This is a genomic window from Occallatibacter gabretensis, assembly GCF_001449115.1.
GTDB lineage: Bacteria > Acidobacteriota > Terriglobia > Terriglobales > Acidobacteriaceae > Telmatobacter > Telmatobacter gabretensis.
The window spans coordinates 151,543-168,837 of record NZ_LAIJ01000001.1 but is presented as its reverse complement, the minus strand read 5'-3'; the positions used below and the strand labels follow the sequence as shown (position 1 = coordinate 168,837).

General features: G+C 58.8%; 13 protein-coding genes. 7 read left to right on the top strand and 6 right to left on the bottom strand.

The window, feature by feature from the left end; genetic code table 11:
• Positions 1-32: 32 nt before the first annotated feature.
• The 6 genes from VO84_RS00660 (at position 33) to VO84_RS00635 (ending at position 6,786) form a co-directional block, all read left to right on the top strand.
• Positions 33-1,094, top strand: coding sequence for a LacI family DNA-binding transcriptional regulator (locus tag VO84_RS00660; RefSeq protein WP_058185354.1), 1,062 nt, complete (start codon positions 33-35; stop codon positions 1,092-1,094).
• Positions 1,095-1,634: 540 nt separating this feature from the next.
• Positions 1,635-3,047, top strand: a complete 1,413-nt coding sequence (locus VO84_RS21945; RefSeq protein ID WP_082661573.1) for a SpoIIE family protein phosphatase — start codon at positions 1,635-1,637, stop codon at positions 3,045-3,047.
• Positions 3,048-3,107: 60 nt separating this feature from the next.
• Complete coding sequence (locus VO84_RS00650) at positions 3,108-3,344, top strand: PDZ domain-containing protein (protein WP_058185353.1); 237 nt, start codon at positions 3,108-3,110, stop codon at positions 3,342-3,344.
• A gap of 184 nt (positions 3,345-3,528) precedes the next feature.
• Positions 3,529-4,020, top strand: a complete 492-nt coding sequence (locus VO84_RS00645; RefSeq protein WP_058185352.1) for an ester cyclase — start codon at positions 3,529-3,531, stop codon at positions 4,018-4,020.
• A gap of 77 nt (positions 4,021-4,097) precedes the next feature.
• Positions 4,098-5,381, top strand: a complete 1,284-nt coding sequence (locus VO84_RS00640; protein ID WP_058185351.1) for a cysteine desulfurase-like protein — start codon at positions 4,098-4,100, stop codon at positions 5,379-5,381.
• A gap of 43 nt (positions 5,382-5,424) precedes the next feature.
• Complete coding sequence (locus VO84_RS00635) at positions 5,425-6,786, top strand: amino acid permease (protein ID WP_231737725.1); 1,362 nt, start codon at positions 5,425-5,427, stop codon at positions 6,784-6,786.
• A 225-nt stretch (positions 6,787-7,011) separates the two neighbouring features.
• On the opposite strand, the gene VO84_RS00630 is transcribed toward VO84_RS00635, so the two are convergent.
• The 6 genes from VO84_RS00630 to VO84_RS00605 form a co-directional block, all read right to left on the bottom strand.
• Complete coding sequence (locus VO84_RS00630) at positions 7,012-7,770, bottom strand: lysophospholipid acyltransferase family protein (protein WP_058185349.1); 759 nt, start codon at positions 7,768-7,770, stop codon at positions 7,012-7,014.
• Entirely contained in the window at positions 7,767-8,675 is a 909-nt protein-coding gene (locus VO84_RS00625) for a GNAT family N-acetyltransferase (protein ID WP_231737724.1), read from the bottom strand. Before VO84_RS00625 ends, VO84_RS00630 begins: the two co-directional genes overlap by 4 nt.
• Before the next feature lie 152 nt (positions 8,676-8,827).
• Positions 8,828-9,988, bottom strand: a complete 1,161-nt coding sequence (locus VO84_RS00620; RefSeq protein ID WP_058185348.1) for an FN3 associated domain-containing protein — start codon at positions 9,986-9,988, stop codon at positions 8,828-8,830.
• Between the two features lie 70 nt (positions 9,989-10,058).
• Positions 10,059-11,069, bottom strand: a complete 1,011-nt coding sequence (locus VO84_RS00615; RefSeq protein ID WP_058185347.1) for a HEAT repeat domain-containing protein — start codon at positions 11,067-11,069, stop codon at positions 10,059-10,061.
• A 14-nt stretch (positions 11,070-11,083) separates the two neighbouring features.
• On the bottom strand, positions 11,084-11,815 hold the full coding sequence (locus tag VO84_RS00610; RefSeq protein WP_058185346.1) for a nucleotidyltransferase family protein: 732 nt from the start codon (positions 11,813-11,815) through the stop codon (positions 11,084-11,086).
• A complete protein-coding gene (locus VO84_RS00605; RefSeq protein ID WP_058185345.1) occupies positions 11,812-13,239 on the bottom strand; it encodes a RapZ C-terminal domain-containing protein in 1,428 nt (475 codons plus the stop codon). The genes VO84_RS00610 and VO84_RS00605 overlap by 4 nt, the downstream gene beginning before the upstream one ends.
• A gap of 159 nt (positions 13,240-13,398) precedes the next feature.
• Here VO84_RS00605 and metH point away from each other — a divergent pair, with 159 nt between their 5' ends.
• Positions 13,399-17,292, top strand: coding sequence for a methionine synthase (metH, locus tag VO84_RS00600; RefSeq protein ID WP_082661572.1), 3,894 nt, complete (start codon positions 13,399-13,401; stop codon positions 17,290-17,292).
• Positions 17,293-17,295 lie beyond the last annotated feature (3 nt).

Here is a 17,295-nt window from a genome sequence, read left to right as displayed (position 1 = left end):
TATCGGTTGCTAAATTGATTTAGGATGTTTCCGTGCCTCGCAAACGATCCTCCAGCCGGCCTGCAAAGGCCGCAGACATCCGCACCGTAGCCGCCCTGGCCAAAGTCTCTATCGCTACCGTCTCGCGCACCGTCAACGGCTCACCCGCCGTCAGTGAGCGGCTCAGCAAGCGTGTCTGGCAGGCCATCGAGCAGCTCAACTACTTCCCCAACACCCACGCCCGTTCACTCGTCTCCGGGCGCAGTCGCCTGTTCGGCATCATCGTTGAAAACATCACCAACCCTTTCTTTCCGGAACTGATCCAGAGCTTTGAAGAGGTCGCAGTCGCAAACGGATACGAGATTCTCGTCAGCTCTTCAAACAGCGATCCCGCAGTGCTCACCACCTGCGTCCGCCGCATGATCGAGCGCAAAGTCGAAGGCGTAGCCGTGCTCACCTTCGGCGAAGAGGAGTCCGTCCTCGACCAGCTCGATCAGCTTGCGCAGCACAGCATTCCGCTCGTCCTGGCCGAGTTCAAGCTGCACGACGAGAAATCCTCCACCATCCTGCTCGACTACACCACCGGCATCCGCGCCGCAGTGGAGCATCTCGCCGCGCTCGGCCACAGTAAAATCGGCTTCCTCGCCGGGCCGCACACTCTCCACTCCGCCATCACCCGTGAAAACGACTTTCGCGCAGCCATGAGCGCCCTGGCGCTGCCCATCCATCCAGAATGGATCATCGAGTGCGACCACACCCTCAAAGGTGGCGTTGGCGGTTTTGAACGTCTCCAGAAGCTCGCAAAGCGCCCCACCGCCATCGTCTGCTCGAATGACATGACCGCCATCGGCGTGCTTCGGGCCGCCTACATGGCGGGCCTCCGCGTGCCGCACGATCTCTCCGTCATCGGTCTCGACGACATCGCATTCGCTGAATACACGCTCCCGCCGCTCACTACGATTCGCATGTCACGCGTCGATCTGGCCCGAGCAGCATTCGAAGCTCTCCGCCTTCAGGCTGAAGCAGAACCCGGCGCAAAAACCCAGCGCGAGTTCCTCGTCTCCACCACACTGGTAGTCCGCGGCTCCACAGCCGCCCCACCCCAAAACCACTGACCCCGCCAAAACGTGGCCGCTCCACTTCCCACAAACGCCCGTCATCCTGAACGGAGTCGTTTTTCAGACGGAGAGAAGGACCTGCTTTTGTCTTTCCCCAATCAGGCACAACATAGGGTGGGATAGCACAATCCAATCAAGCACTGTCTTGCTTCTTGTAGCCTTATCGCAAACCCGGCGTCCTCCTTCCGAGCCGCACACCGTAGTAGCATTCGACTAACTCAACAGAAGCGCGTTTATGAGAGAAATCACTGGACCACCGCCTCTAAACTTCGAATAGGTCCGTCGATGCACCGCCGCTGAGTACGCCAGTCCAGAAATCAGACGGCGAGTACATCGGTTGCAAGGCAATACGATACTTTAATCACTGGTCGAATCTACTGTCTCGTTGTTCGTTGGATCCAGTTTGCACAATCTGTCACTTGCCGCGTTTGGCGGTGAAAGCTTCGTCGAACTGTTGTCCGCCGCTCTTGCTCTTCGTTCATTCGGGCCTGGTAGTCCCTCACGAAGACGCAAACCGAGCATTTATAGGAGATCAATATGCGCAAACTCAAAATCATCGAGCATATCTCGCTCGATGGCGTTATCCAGATGACCAGCGGTCCGGAGGACGATTTCCCATACGGCGACTGGACCGCGCAGTATCGTTCGCCTGCGGGGTTACAGATAGTAAACGAGATGTACGGCAAGACCTGCGACTTGCTGTTTGGTCGCCGAACCTACGACTTGCTGGCGAGTTTCTGGCCGAAAGCACCGAAGACTCCCATGACGGACCGTCTGAATGCGGCGACGAAGTACGTCGTAACTCACAGGCCGGAGAGTTTGGAATGGGGTCCATTCGAGGCCATTGGATCGGACCTCGTGGATAGCATTCGACGCATCAAGGCTAAGAAAGGCCCGGACCTGGTCGTCGCGGGCAGCTCGACGCTGATTTCCGTGCTCCTCGATCACGGACTGGCGGATGAGGTTGTTCTGCTGGTCAATCCTATTGTGCTGGGCAAAGGCAAACGCTTTTTCGAGGGCGGATCACTGCCACGCGGATTTGCGCTCGGCAGCACCAGGGCTTTGCCATCAGGCATACTCGTCAACATCTACAAACTTATTCCCACGCTGGCCGAAGAGGCCGTGTCGCGCGCCAAGCTGGAACGTGAATTCGAGATTGCCCGCGAGGTGCAGGAGCGCTTGTTCCCGCAGACGTTCCCCAACGTTGCGGGCGTAGAGATTGCCGCGCACTGCAGACCCGCCCAGGCAGTCGGCGGCGACTACTACGACCTCATAGACATCCGTGATGGCTCGCTGGCAGAAGCAGGACATGAGCCCGGCGAAAACATCTCTTCCGCCAGCGGAACAACAGAGCACGGCTGCGACCGCCTGGGTATCGCGATTGGCGACATCAGTGGCAAGGGCATGTCCGCCGCCCTGTTGATGGCAAGCCTTCACGCAAGCCTGCGCGGTCAAATGCTGAGTGGCGCAGGCCGGCTGGGGATCAAGATGGCCAATGTCAACCGCCTTCTCTACGACGCGTCCGACACCAACCGCTATGCCACATTCTTCTACGCCGAACTGGACTGCGCCTCCCGCACATTGCACTACGTTAATTGCGGACACAATCCTCCTGCGGTGCTACGCAAAGAAAACGGCGCCTGGCAAGTGTTTCGTTTGGGAGACGGTGGCCCCGTCGTCGGGCTGCTTGCCGGCGCGGCCTACAAGCAGCAGTTGCTTCACCTGCTCCCCGGCGATATCCTGCTGGCCTTTACTGATGGCATCAGCGAAGCCATGAACGCCGCAGAAGACGAGTGGGGTGAAGACCGGATGATCGCCGAGGCGCAGGCGCACGCGGAACTGAACGCCGCGGAACTGTTGCAACGTTTGTTTCGTGCGGCCGACGCCTTTGCCGCTTGCGAGCCGCAGCACGATGACATGACGCTGGTCGTACTGCGCATCTCAGTTTGAGATTCATCCCGTTCTTCAACATCAATCGGACACATCTGTGGCAGAATCATCGCCATCGTGATGGCTCAGAAAGAGGGACCGGGGTTCACGGTGGCGTTTGTCTCGCAGGGCAGCCCTGCCGCTGAGGCGGGCTTCAACCTCGGGGATAAGATCGCTTCCGTCAATGGGCTGACAGTGATGGGGATCTCATTTATGGAGACGGTGATGCTGCGTTTTGCGGACGCGGGCAAGACCTTCTCGTTCGAGATGGGGCAGGGCGGCGAACGCAAGATCGTTGCTGCGGACTTCTTCCGATGACGTTGTGAATATGCCGCTGCGAATGGGCTGCAGACCAAAGTCCGGACGTGGAGCGGCTTCTCGGAAAGGCTTAGGACAGTCGTCTTTCCATTTCCCAAGTGACCATCTTCTAATTGAGCTCCCTGACAAAGCAGACTGCTCATCAAATCCATCCGCTAAAATCCTGCTAGAGGAATCTCCAGTCATGGATCAAGCAGAGATGATCGCTCGATGGGACGAGCACATCGGCTATGAGTTTTCAACTCGTGATGTCTCTTCGACCATTGCCACAATGGTCGAGGACGCCTACGTCAACCATGTTCCGGTTATGACCGGCGGATACGGCCATGAAGCCCTGCACAGGTTTTATGCGGAGGACTTCATTGCACCGATGCCGGCGGATACTTCGATCCAGCTCGTCTCCCGGACGCTCGGTGAGGATCAGCTGGTTGACGAGATCATCTTCTCCTTTACCCATACTGAAGAGATGCCCTGGATGCTGCCGGGAGTTCCGCCGACTCACCGCCATGTCGATATTCCCCTGGTTGTTGTCGTTGGCTTTCGCGATGGCAAGCTAGCGCATGAGCGCATTTACTGGGACCAGGCGTCTGTGCTCAAACAAATTGGGTTGCTCACGGATCCATCGCTTCCGGTATTCGGAGCCGAGATCGCACGCAAGGTTCTCGATCCTGATTAGGAGCAATATATCCCTTTTGTATACTGGTCGCACCCATCCATCGTGAGTCGCCGGATTTACCAAGCCCCAGGAGCCAAGTGGTCAATCAACAGCTAGTCGCATCCCGAGCGGTTCCCTTCCCGTGTGATCGAATTCGCTCCCTCTTTCCTGCGCTCAATCAGGAGCCGGGGTTCATCTTTTTTGATAATGCCGCCGGGGCCCAGATTCCTCAGGTTGTTTTCGACGCGATCAACGGTCACCTGCGGCATTGCAACGTGCAGCGCGGCGGCCGCTACGCCAAGAGCGTGGAAGTCGACGCGACAATTGCGCGGGCGAGAGAGAGTGTCGGCCACTTAATCAACGCGCGGGACCCTAACGAGGTTGCTTTCGGCATGAACGCGACTTCGTTCCTTCGCCTGCTCAGTCTCGCGATCGGCCGCACGCTGGGAGTTCGTAACGAGATTATCGTCACCGACCTTGATCACGAAGCCAATATCGCCACCTGGCTGCAACTTGAACGCGAGGGCGCAAGGATCGTTTGGTGGAAGATGCGCGAAGACAACAATCTGCACGTGGACGATCTCGCGCCGCTTCTGAGTGCAAAGACCCGTCTTGTCGCCTGCACCGTGGCCTCTCACGCCCTCGGTTCGATTGTCGATGTGGCTGCTGTCGCCAGGCTGGCGCATGATGCCGGTGCAGAGGTCGCTCTTGACTGCGTTCACTACTCTCCTCACGGTCTGATCGATGTACGGGCTTTCGATTGTGACTACCTCGTCTGCTCAGGGTACAAGGTCTTCGCTCCTCATATGGGCTTCCTGTGGGGGCGTCTTGAGCTGCTGAACGAGCTCCCGACGTTTCGTGAAGATTTTATTCCAGACGCTGCGCCGGGCAAGATTGAGGCAGGCACCTTCATTTATGAAAATGTCGCCGGCATGGCAGCTGCTGTTACCTACCTTGAAACTCTCGGCAATAGCGTGGCCGTGGAGGAAGGTGACGCTGAACCCGCGTCGCGCCGGGACTCCATCGTTCGCGCCATGACTTCGATACGTGAGTACGAAGCGACGCTGTCTCGCGAGATGCTTGAAGTGCTGCAGGCTGCGGGAGCTATCATTTACGGCGTAGACGATATGTATCGCATTGCCGAACGCGTCCCTACGTTCTGCTTCAATCTTCCCAACATATTGCCTGCGGTGGTTACAGAAACCATGTCCAGTCGCGGCATCGGTATTCGCGACGGACACATGTACGCGCCGCGGCTGATGAAGCGTCTGGGCCGGAGTCTCGACACCGGCGTGGTCCGGGCTTCGATTCTCCACTACAACACCATCGAGGAGATTCAAGAGTTCGGAACCGTGCTCCGTGACCTGGTCCGGAGTGAGTAAGCAAAGCGCTTCGGGCCGGGCTTCTATGGCTTCAGCGTCTTCCATGGCGGAGAAGCCCGAGGGCCCCCCGGAGCTCAAGCGCAATCTCACCCAACGCCAGCTCACCATGCTGACGATTGGCGGCGCGATCGGAGTGGGACTCTTCCTTGGCAGCTCACTCACGATTCGGCTGGCAGGCCCCGGAGTTATCCTCTCTTATCTTTTAAGTGCTCTCCTCGCGGTTATTGTTGCGTATTCCATCGCCGAGATGGCGGTTGTTCACCCTGTCGCTGGTTCTTTCGGTGTCTATGCGCAGACTTATCTGAACGAGTGGTCGGGCTTTGCGGTTCGCGCTACTTACGCATTCGTCCAGATCATTGCGATCGGTGCCGAGGTGACAGCCGTCGCCATCTACTTTTCCATGTGGTTCCCTTTGGCTCCACAGTGGGTCTGGGTCGTCGGAGTGTCAGCCGGCCTTATCGTCATCAACGCGATGCAGGTCGGCAACTTCGCCGAATTCGAATACTGGTTTGCTTTTATCAAAGTCGCCGCCATCATGGCATTCATCCTCGTCGGGTTGGGGCTCATCTTCGGCGTTGGCCCCGTCCATGCTGCAGGCTTTGCAAATCTCACTGCGCACGGTGGATTTTTTCCGCATGGACTAAAGGGTGTCTGGCTGGCTATGACGCTCACGCTGACGAGCTACATGGGCGTGGAGATACTTGGTGTCACCGCCGGCGAGGCTGCGCATCCTGAAAAGACCATCCCTCGCGCCATGCGTACCGTATCGCTTCGGCTTATTCTTTTCTACGTTCTCTCGATGATCGTGATGCTCTCGGTGACGCCGTGGGACAGGATGGGCAGCGGTATCACCGGTAGTCCGTTTGTATTGGCCTTTGCAGCAGCCGGCATTCCCTTCGCTGCGAGCATCATGAACCTGGTAGTCATCACCGCTGCCCTATCGAGCGCGAATACAAATCTCTACCTCATCACGCGAACCCTCTTTTCCCTGTCACGCGATGGCTACGTGCCTGCGAGGCTTGGCCGTTTGGGCAGGAACGGCGTTCCTTACTTCGCCTTGCTTGCGTCTACCGGCGGGATGGTGGCCGCTATCCTGCTCGCGATTTTTGCTCCCGGACGAGCCTTTCTGCTGCTCTATGGTGTCGCGGTCGCCGGCATGTTCTTTGTGTGGATCGTTATCCTGCTCGCACACCTTGCCTTTCGCCGATCGCTGGGCCAGGCACGGGTCGCTGCGCTGCCGATTCGGCTCCCATTCACGCCTTATTCGCAAATCGTTGCGTTGATCGCTATCGCCGCTATCACGATCAGTACCTTCTACGTGGAGGGTCTGCAATACACGGTCCTGGGTTTCCTGCCGTTCCTGCTGATAATCACGGCGTTTTACTGGATGCTGAAGCAATGGTAGGTATTAACTGGTCATATGGATTCGCCGCGGTGCTTCTCACTTGACGCTAAATCCCCAATGCACGCACCCACGCCGGATAAGTACCGAGAAGTCACCTTATCGCCGCCCCACCCCCTCCCCCAAACTTCGGACCGATCAGGGTCAAATGGGGCGCAAGCTTCTCATTCAATATGATTTAATCTGGTTCGCTGCCGGGCTTTCCGTATCGCACAATGGCATTAAAAGCTAAGAGCTGACAGTTGAAAGCTGCTCCCGCATCCCCGACACTTCCTCATGCGTCTCCCGCGCTGCCTCCCGCCGGTTCGAATACACGCGCGGCTCGCCAAACACCAACTGTGCCGTAAATCCCGGCCCGCCCAGTGTCTTCCACAGATGCGATAAAAACGACTCATCTCCAAACCAGCACAGGTCACTCTCCGGCGCGTCGCCCGCACTCTCATATCGCACCGCGGCCGCCGTGACCTGCGCCCCAGTCGCAGCCGCCGGCTCAAAGAGCGATGAATGAAACCGCATCACCTGCGCACCATCTGAGCTTGTCCCCTCCGGAAACACAAGAATCGGCACCGGATCAGCCAGCCTGCGCGCCATCTCCTGCGCCACCTCTTGCGCGCTCACACGCCGCGTGCGATCAATAAAAATTGTTCCTCCCTGCCGCGCCGCAAATCCAAAATACGGCCAGCTGTTCACCTCCGCCTTCGAGACAAAGACGCACGGCACCGCCGCAGAGTAGATAAGAATGTCCAGGTAGCTCAAATGATTCGAAACCAGCAGCCCATTCGTCGGCGGCGTGCCCACCACGCGGAAGCGAATGCCCAGACTCCTCGTCACCTGCCTGCAGGCAGTCTGCAGCCACTGTGCGCGACGAAGCGGCGTAAACCCCTCGCCGGAACGCCAGGCAGCCAGCCACGCCAGAACCAGTTCCACCATGCAAAGTGTGAGAGCCCAGGCCATCGCCACAGCGCGAAGCCATGCGCGAAGGTTCACTGAGTCAGCGGGGCCAGGAACCGGTTGCGCGCGGCCGAAGACATCAACTGGAGATCGAGCAGCGTAAGGAAGTCGATAGTCCCGAAGGCGCGGTCCCAGGCAGGTGGAGCGGCAATCCGCGCACCAATCGCCAGGTACGTCTTCAGCAGCTTGGGCACCTTCACCTGCGGCACAACACTCGCTTCCCCGTCAGGAAGCAGGTTCTGTGCGTCCGCCTCCGGCTCGGCGGGGCAGGCATACGCGGCCGTCGGATGCGTAGCGAACTCCGGGCTCACCCGGTAGTGCTCCAGCTGGCGATACACCTGCCACCCCTCCGCGGGATCCTTTGAATTCAACGACGAGCACCCAATCAGGTAACGCAGCCCCATATCGTTAGCATACTGGGCGATGCCCCGCCACAGCAGCGTCAACACCTCTGGAGAGCGGTGATCGCGATCAATTGAGGCCCTACCCAGCTCCAGAATTCCCGCCCGCAGCAGCTCATACGGCGCAAAACCGAACTCCTGTTCCGAGTAGTATCCGAAATTCCGCGCTGCAATCGCCCCGCTCTGCATCCGGTACGTACCCACAATCCGCCGCGCCGGATTGTCCTCCTGCTTGTCTTCCACCAGCAGGTGCTCGCAGCACAGGTCGAACTCGTCCGTATCCAGACCCGTCTGGTACGAGCTCTCCAGCCCCTCACCCAGCTCGATATTGAAGACCCGGAAACGCAGCCGGCACGCCGCCTCGCGATCCTCCAGACTCTCTGCAAGCCGCAAACGATAGCGCCCTATCTCAGCGCGAACGCGAGCACGAGGAGAAACTGCCGGTGGCTGGGAAGTAAGGCGAGGAAGAGCGTAATCGACTGTGGGGACCGTGGAATAACCTGAATTAATCGGGGATTTTTCGGCCGTATGCGGATTCACGGGAGTAGTATCCTCCTCGTTCTGTAATAGGACGATGAATCAGGCGCAAACGCAGTGCAAATTCTTCTCCAATCCGTAACTGAACAGTAATCAAGCCGCGTCCTGATTCAACGTCCTCTCGCATTCGACGCGTTTTATGCATTCAGGGTGTTTTATGGCGTATAAATCCGCACATAATCCACCAGCATGTTTCCAGGAAAGACAGTCGTCGAATCCACGTTGCCCGGCCAGCTTCCGCCTACCGCCAGGTTCAGAATCACAAACTGCGGGCCCGCATCGAAGGGCCACGGCGCGACGCTCCCATTGTTGTACACCAGATTCGAGGTATTGAACGTGGCATAGATATTCGATGGGTCGTCGATGTAGTACTGAATCTGCCCCTTCGTCCAAATCATGCCGTACGTATGCCAGGCTGCCGCGGAAAATCCCGCGGGGTGATATTGCTGTGTCCCGTTTCCCTCATTGCTGGCAGTGCCACCGTGAATCGACCCGGCAATCCAGTCGTACCCTGGCGGTGTTCCGCCCACATACGTTGGCGCATTGCTGCCATCAATGTGTTCCATAATGTCCAGTTCGCCGCATGCCGGCCAGTTGACCGTGGCAATGTTATTCCCCAGCATCCAGAATGCTGGCCACATTCCCTGTGACTCCGGCAGTTGCATCCGCGCCTCAATGCGCCCGTACATAAAGCTGAATAACCCAGACGACTTAAGCCGCGCCGAAGTGTACGTGGTCGCGCCAGCGGTGGGCTGCAGTGCCTGAACGTGAAGATACCCATCAGTTCCCACCCATGCATTCGGGCTTGAGGTGGAACACGGCGCAGTGGTCGATCCCCACGCGCAATAGGTCTCCTGCTCGTTGTTCCCGCAGCAGTTTGTTCCCGTGTCGTAAGTCCACGTCGCCGGGTTCGGCTGACCATAGGTTGTGCCCGCAGTCCCGTTGAACTCGTCGCTCCAAACCAGCGTTCCCGATGGAATACTCGTCGTAAACGCTTGCGTGGTAACCGAGCTATTGTTAGAGCCGCTCGCCGCAGCCAGCGCTTTCACCGTCAGGTTCGATGCCACCAGGAATGGGGCCTCATAAACCTGCGAAGAGGTCGTCGGCGTACTACCGTCCAGCGTGTAGTAAATTGTCGCGCCGCTCGTTGTGCTCGCCAGGCTGGCAATCACTGCACCATTCTGCGCAGTCGTCGTCGCCACCGTGGGTGTGGCCGCCGTCGGCGTCGTCGCAGGGGGAGGCGTTTGATGGCTGCTGCTGGTGCCCCCGCATCCGCTGCATAGCAACGCTCCCGCCAAAACAAACAAACTAAACATGAAAACTCCCTTACGCATCATAGTGCCCCTCTGCTTGACCATCCATCAAATCACCGCATCGTCGGAGGCGTCAATCTGTAGTCTTATTCCCCACATGCGTCTCGAACGCCTTCTTCAGCCTCGGACTCCCTGTATCCTCCACGGCTTTCGCAATGCGCGATCGCAACTCATCGTTCGGCCCCAGTTGCACGAGTGCCTCAATCGCCGCCTCCGCCTCGCGCTCTTCGCGCTCAATGAACCCGATCAGAAAATCCACGCCTTCCGGCAGCCGCGTCAACGCAATCGCACTCAGCAGGACGCCCATGAACCACGGATCGTGACCCTTCTTTTGGCTTCGAATAAGCGTCTCTAGCGCAGCCGGTAAATGCGTTTCAGCCAGCGCAAAAGCCGCCTCCGATGCGGAATCATCCTCTGACTCCAGAAAGCGCCCCACAAACGGAATCGCATCCTCGCGCTCAATCCCCAGCAGGGCCTGAAAGCACACCGCCAGCATCTCCTCTGGCTCCTCGCCCGGCACAAGCGCCCGCAGCCTTAGCACCGGCACGGCAGGCTCACCCAGCGCGGCCAGCGCCCGCACAGCCTCTACACGCACGCTTTTATCAGCATCAGTCAGCGGCTCCAGCAGCAGCACCAACAGGTCGGGAGTAATCAGCCCCTCACACGTGACCAGCGCCAGCGCACAGTTACCCCGCAGAGTGCCGGCCGTATCACTCCGCCCGCCCCATACCGGCTCATACTGGTGAAACGTCAACCCGCGCAGAAACACATCCTTTTCTCTGCATCCCAGCTTCGCCAGTGTTCTGCTTAGGGCATTCTTCGCCCAGCACTGCGGATCAGTCTTTTCGCCATTTTCAAAGAATCGCTCGAAAGCAGCCAGCATATCCGGCATCAGCTCGCGAAGATCATTCTCCTCCGCCAGCCGAGCCGCTTTGCCCACCAGATAGTTGCTACGATTGCCAAGCATCTTCTTGACGAACGCCACCGAGGTCGCATCCAGCTCGCGCCCCTTCAGCGCATCCAGTGCCGCCATCTGCTCGTCAAAGCCCTTCGGCAAACTCGCGTTGGATTCCGAACGCGCCATCTCTCGCCTCGCTATTAACCGATCAGCCCCGCCGCCATATCCCGTTCCGCCGCCGCAATGCTCTCCGGCCTGCCCATATCGCGCCAATAAGCTCCATCCGCTCGATACGCCGCAATCTTCTCGTCATCCGCAGCCATGCGCAGATATGCAGGAATGATCGAAAACACTCCATCCTCATCAAGCAAATCAAAGATCCGCGGCGAAATTACATGAATCCCCGCAAACGCCAGCGGCTCTACCTGATCCACTTGCCGTACCATCTCGCGTTCGCCGTCCTTCAGCACGCGCCCGCACAACTCGCCCCGCTCATCAAAGAGCAATGACCTCGAAGTCTCCCGCGCCTGCACAGCCAGCGTAGCCAGCGCACCCCGCTCCGCATGAAACCGCACCATCGCAGCCAGATCAATCCCGCTCAGCACATCCACATTGTGTAAGAAAAAAGGTTCGCCTGTCTCACGCAGAAACCACGCAGCTTTCTTCAATCCACCGCCTGTATCCAGCAGCACGTCTTCGTGTGAAATCGCAATCCGCATCCCGAAGTTGTCATGCGCCGCGAAATAGCTCTCCACCATCTCCGCAAAATGATGCGTATTCACAATCACGTCTTCTACGCCGAAGCTCTTCAGCCGTGTCAATGTGATCTCAAGCAGCGTCCGTCCCGCCACTTCCACCAGCGCCTTGGGCCTGTCATTCGTTAGCGGCCTTAGCCGCGTGCCCAGCCCGGCGGCCAGCACCATGGCCTTCATCGGCCCATCTTCTCCAGCTCCACGTGCTTCACCGCCACCTGCAATCCGGCCTGTGTGCGCAGATGCTTTGCAAGCTCCTCGGCCAGAAACACGCTTCTATGCTGCCCACCAGTACAGCCAAAGCTCACCATCAGGTTTGAGAAATCACGCTCTCGATAATTCGTCACAGCCGAATCTACCAGCGCCGCCGCGTTCTCAAAAAACTTATGCACCGGTTCCTGCGCATTCAGGTACTCCATCACCGGCTCATCCTTGCCCGTCAGCCTCTTAAACCGCTCCTCGCGCCCCGGATTCGGCAAACTCCGCGCATCAAAAATAAAACCACCGCCGTTGCCTGACTCATCCTTCGGTGCCTCGCGATGAAAACTGAAGCTGAACACCCGCACCGTCAGCCCTTGCGCCGTCTCGCCAAGTCCCTTCAGCTTCTCTGATTTCGCCATCCCCCCGAGAGCATCGAGCAGCGCAGGTAGCGCAATGGGCAGCTTCACATTCGCTGCAAGCCACTGCAGATTCTTCAGCGCATACGGCACACTCTGCAGAAAATGCGGCTTGCGTTCATAAAATCCGCGGAACCCATATGCGCCCAGCGCCTGCAGAATCCGCACATACACATAGGCATAGTAATGGTGCAGAAACGCCGCGCGATCCACCGGAATGTAATTCGCCAGCGCATCCAGATAATCGTTCAGCAGCTGCTCACGGGCCGCCGGCGGCAGGTCGGCCTTACCGTCAAAGAGCAGCGAAGCAATGTCATACTGCAGCGCGCCCTTGCGCCCGCCCTGGTAATCCAGAAAGTACGGCTTGCCCTCGCTCAGCATGATGTTCCGCGACTGAAAATCGCGATAGAGAAAATAATCGTGCGGAGCCGTCAGCAGAAACCGCGTCAGCCGCCCAAAATCATCCTCCAGCGCCTGCTCATTAAACGGAATCCCCGCCAGCCGCAAAAAATAATACTTGAAATAATTCAAATCCCAGTTGATTGACAGCCGGTCAAAGCTTGCTCTTGGATAGCAGACCTTGTAATTCAGATCCCGGCCCGCTTCCACCTGGAAGCGAGGCAACTCCGCCACGGCCTTGCGATACGCCTCCATCGCTTCCGGCGCAAGCACGTCGCCGTTGCGGTGCGCATTCAGAAAATCGAACAGCGTCACATCACCCAGGTCCTCTTCAATATACGCCCCGTGCGCAAGATCCTCGGCATAGATCTCTGGCACCGGCAGCCCGCGCCGGTAAAAGTGCTTCGAGAACTCCAGAAACGCCTGGTTCTCCTCGCGCACAGGGCCCAGCACGCCAATCGCGCTGGTCTCTCCGGCAGCAAGCCGCAAAATCACACGGCCCGATCCGCCAAGTTGTCCCTGCAATGGCCGAATGTGGCCCGGCGGGAAATGAAAATGCTGCTCGAAGAGGCGCTTAAGAACTTCCATGCTTGCTTTTTCCAGGGCAAAAGTCGATTGCTGCTTCCCATGAAGATAGCGGCGCAGACTCAAGCGGCGCAAGGTATTACACCGCGTCAACCGCTCGCTTAGAACCCGGATGACAAACCTCCCGCCGCGTCCATTTGACCACTTCGCTATCATGAAGGTATGACGCCTGAGACGCTCACAGCCCCACCAGTGGCGAGTTCGGCCATACATCGTGTGGCAACCAGCCCACAGGATCACCCCCTTATCCAGCTCCTCGCCTCCCGCATTGCCATCATCGACGGCGCCATGGGCACCACCATCCGTACCTACAACATGACGGAAGCCCACATTCGCGGCGAGCGCTTCAAGGACGCTCCAAAGGACCTGCTCAACAACGGCGACATCTTCTCGCTCACGCAGCCCGAGATGATCGGCGACATCCACCGCCGCTTCCTTGAGGCCGGTGCGGACATCATCGAAACCAACACCTTCGGCGCAACCTCCATCTCGCAAAGCGAGTTCTTCGTCGACGACCCGCGCGAGCACGGCGGCCGCAAAGACCCCGCGTTCTATCAAAAAATCATCGACGACAAATTCCTCAACGACCTGGCCTGGGAGATCAACTTCGAGTCCGCCCGCCAGTGCCGCTTCTGGGCCGACAAAGTCGCCGCCGAAACGGGCCGTCCGCGCTTCGTAGCCGGAGCCATTGGCCCGCTCACCGTCTCGCTCTCTAACTCGCCCGACGCCGACGACCCCGGCTTCCGCGTCGTCACCTTCGACCAGGTCCGCAATGCCTACAAGCATCAGGTCCGCGCCCTCATCGCCGGCGGCGTCGATACCCTCCTCGTCGAAACCATCTTCGATTCTCTCAACGCCAAAGCCGCTCTCGTCGCTATCCGTGAGGTATTCGATGAAGACGGCCTGAGCGGCACAGCGCGTGAGCTTCCCGTCATGATCTCTGCCGCCGTCGGTCGCGGCGGAGAAACCATGATCTCCGCGCAAACAGTCGAAGCCTTCTGGAACGCCGTCGAGCACGTCCGTCCGCTCTCCGTCGGCCTCAACTGCTCGCTCGGCCCGGACCTGATGTACCCGTTCCTCTCCGAGCTATCGCAGAAGGCTCAGGCCGCCGTCTCCTGCTATCCCAACGCCGGCCTGCCCAATCCGCTCTCGGCCACTGGCTTCGATCTCGGGCCGCCCGACATGGGCACGTACCTGAGCGACTTCGCGCACGGCGGCCTCATCAACATCGCCGGTGGCTGCTGCGGCAATACGCCGGAGCACATCGCCGCCATTGCCAAGGCGCTCGAAAACCTGCCTCCGCGTCCGCTGCCGGAGGCCGTGCTCCGCCACGCCGCTCTGCAGCCGCAGACCACAGCGGTAAAACCTCTCCGCCTCTCTGGCTCCCAGCCCTTCACCCAGCAGCCCGGTTCCTACATCATGATTGGCGAGCGCACCAACGTCGCCGGCTCGCCCAAATTCGCCAAGCTCATCAAGGAAGGCAAGTACGAAGAAGCCGTCTCCGTCGCCCGCCAGCAGGTCGAAAACGGTGCAAACATTATCGACATCTGCATGGACGAAGGCATGATTGACGGCGTCGCCGCCATGACCCGCTTCCTTCTGCTTCTCGCCAGCGAGCCCGAGGTCGCCAAAGTCCCCTTCATGGTCGACTCCTCCAAGTGGGAGGTCATTGAAGCCGGCCTGCGCTGCCTGCAAGGCAAAGGCATCGTCAACTCCATCTCACTCAAGGAAGGCGAAGAAGTCTTTCGCAGCCGCGCTGCAACCGTCCTCAAATTTGGAGCGGCCGTCGTCGTCATGGCGTTCGACGAGCAGGGCCAGGCCGCTTCCTACGAAGAAAAGATCCGCATCTGTAAGCGCGCATACGACATACTCGTCAACGAGGTCAGCTTCCCACCCGAAGACATCATCTTCGACCCCAACATCCTCACCGTTGCCACGGGCATGGAGGAGCACAACAACTACGCCGTCGATTTCATCAACGCTACGCGTTGGATCAAGCAGAACCTGCCTCACGCCAAGATCTCCGGCGGCGTGTCCAATATTTCGTTTAGTTTCCGCGGCAACAACAAAGTCCGCGAAGCCATGCACTCGGCATTCCTCTTCCACGCTATCGGCGCTGGCATGGATATGGGCATCGTCAACGCCGGCATGCTTGAGGTTTACGAGGAGATCGAGCCTGAGCTCAAGGTCCTCGTCGAAGACGTCCTGCTCAATCGCCGCCCTGACGCTACCGAGCGCCTCGTCGAACTCGGCGAAAAGCTCAAGGCCGAAGGCGGCAGCGCTGGTGCGGCAGCGGAAAAGAAAGCCGAAGAGTGGCGCAACGGCACAGTCGAAGAGCGTCTCTCGCATGCCCTCGTCAAAGGTATCGACGAGTACATCAACCAGGACACTGAGGAGGCGCGCGCCAAGCTTGGCCGCCCGCTCGCCGTTATTGAAGGTCCGCTCATGGCAGGCATGTCCGTCGTCGGCGATCTCTTCGGCGCAGGCAAAATGTTCCTTCCGCAGGTCGTCAAATCCGCCCGCGTGATGAAGAAGTCCGTCGCCTATCTCACGCCCTTCATGGAAGCCGAGAAAGCCTCGCTCGTCTCGCAGGGTTACGAGGTCAAGACGCAGGGAAAGATCGTCCTGGCCACCGTCAAAGGTGACGTGCATGACATCGGCAAGAACATCGTTGGCGTCGTCCTCGCCTGCAATAACTACGAAGTCATCGACATGGGCGTCATGGTTCCTGCCGACAAAATCCTCGAGCGCGCAAGGGAAATCAAGGCCGACATCATCGGCCTCAGCGGCCTCATCACTCCGTCGCTCGACGAAATGGTTCATGTCGCCCGCGAGATGGAGCGCACCGGCTTCAAAGTTCCTCTGCTCATCGGCGGAGCTACCACCAGCCGCGCCCACACCGCCGTCAAAATTGCGCAGCACTACAGCCAGCCCGTTGTGCACGTCCTCGACGCCAGCCGCGCGGTGCCCGTCACCACCAGCCTGCTCAGTGAAGACGGCAAAGCCGCCTTCGTCGAGAAGCACAACGCCGACTACGATGCCCTGCGCAGGGCTCACGCAGCGCCAAGACAGAAACTCTTCTCCATCGCGGAAGCACGCGCCCGCCGCACAGCCATCGAGTGGCGCGCGGAAGACATTCCTCAGCCCGAATTCACCGGCGTCCGCGTACTCGACAACTTCCCTCTCTCCACACTCCGCCAGTACATCGACTGGACGCCCTTCTTCCATACGTGGGAGCTCAAAGGCGTCTATCCGCGCATCTTCGATCACCCACAGCAAGGCGAAGAAGCACGCAAAATCTTCGTAGACGCCAACAAGCTGCTCGACAAATTCATCGCGGAAAATCTTCTCACTGCGCGCGGAATCTACGGCTTCTTCCCAGCCAACGCAATCGGTGACGATATCGAGCTCTACACGGACGAATCGCGCACGGAAGTCCTCACCATCTTCCACAATCTCCGCCAGCAGATTGATCACGGCGGTAAGGAACCCTGCCGTTCACTCACCGATTTCATCGCGCCGAAAGAAACCGGCCTCGCCGATCACATCGGCGGCTTCGCCGTCACCAGCGGCGTCGGTCTCCATGAACTCGTCGTTCAATACAAAGCCGAGCACGACGACTACAACGCCATCATGGCTGAAGCCGTTGCAGACCGGCTCGCCGAAGCTTTTGCAGAATGCCTCCACAAGCGCGTGCGTGACGAATGGGGCTACGGCCGCAGCGAAAATCTCACCCCTGCGGACTTCATTCACGAAAACTATCGCGGCATCCGTCCCGCACCCGGCTACCCCGCCAGCCCCGACCACACGGAAAAAGGTACTCTCTGGAATCTTCTGGATGTGGAAGCAAAAACCGGCATCCTGCTCACGGAATCCTTTGCCATGTGGCCCGGCTCCAGCGTCAGTGGTCTATACTTCGCACATCCGGAGTCGCGCTATTTCTCGCTCGCCAAAATCGATCGCGACCAGGTTGAAGATTATGCCGTACGCAAAGGCATGACTCTCTCTGAAACCGAGCGCTGGCTCGGCCCAAATCTCAACTACGATCCCGCTTGATCC

What these genes read in the sequence shown, in the direction of transcription:
- VO84_RS00635 (WP_231737725.1), top strand. Translation starts at nt 5,425, where the DNA reads ATGGCGGAGAAGCCCGAGGGCCCCCCGGAGCTCAAGCGCAATCTCACC.
- VO84_RS00615 (WP_058185347.1), bottom strand. Translation starts at nt 11,069, where the DNA reads ATGGCGCGTTCGGAATCCAACGCGAGTTTGCCGAAGGGCTTTGACGAG.
- VO84_RS00650 (WP_058185353.1), top strand. Translation starts at nt 3,108, where the DNA reads ATGGCTCAGAAAGAGGGACCGGGGTTCACGGTGGCGTTTGTCTCGCAG.
- VO84_RS00605 (WP_058185345.1), bottom strand. Translation starts at nt 13,239, where the DNA reads ATGGAAGTTCTTAAGCGCCTCTTCGAGCAGCATTTTCATTTCCCGCCG.
- VO84_RS00645 (WP_058185352.1), top strand. Translation starts at nt 3,529, where the DNA reads ATGGATCAAGCAGAGATGATCGCTCGATGGGACGAGCACATCGGCTAT.
- VO84_RS00620 (WP_058185348.1), bottom strand. Translation starts at nt 9,988, where the DNA reads ATGTTTAGTTTGTTTGTTTTGGCGGGAGCGTTGCTATGCAGCGGATGC.
- VO84_RS00610 (WP_058185346.1), bottom strand. Translation starts at nt 11,815, where the DNA reads ATGAAGGCCATGGTGCTGGCCGCCGGGCTGGGCACGCGGCTAAGGCCG.
- VO84_RS21945 (WP_082661573.1), top strand. Translation starts at nt 1,635, where the DNA reads ATGCGCAAACTCAAAATCATCGAGCATATCTCGCTCGATGGCGTTATC.
- metH (WP_082661572.1), top strand. Translation starts at nt 13,399, where the DNA reads ATGACGCCTGAGACGCTCACAGCCCCACCAGTGGCGAGTTCGGCCATA.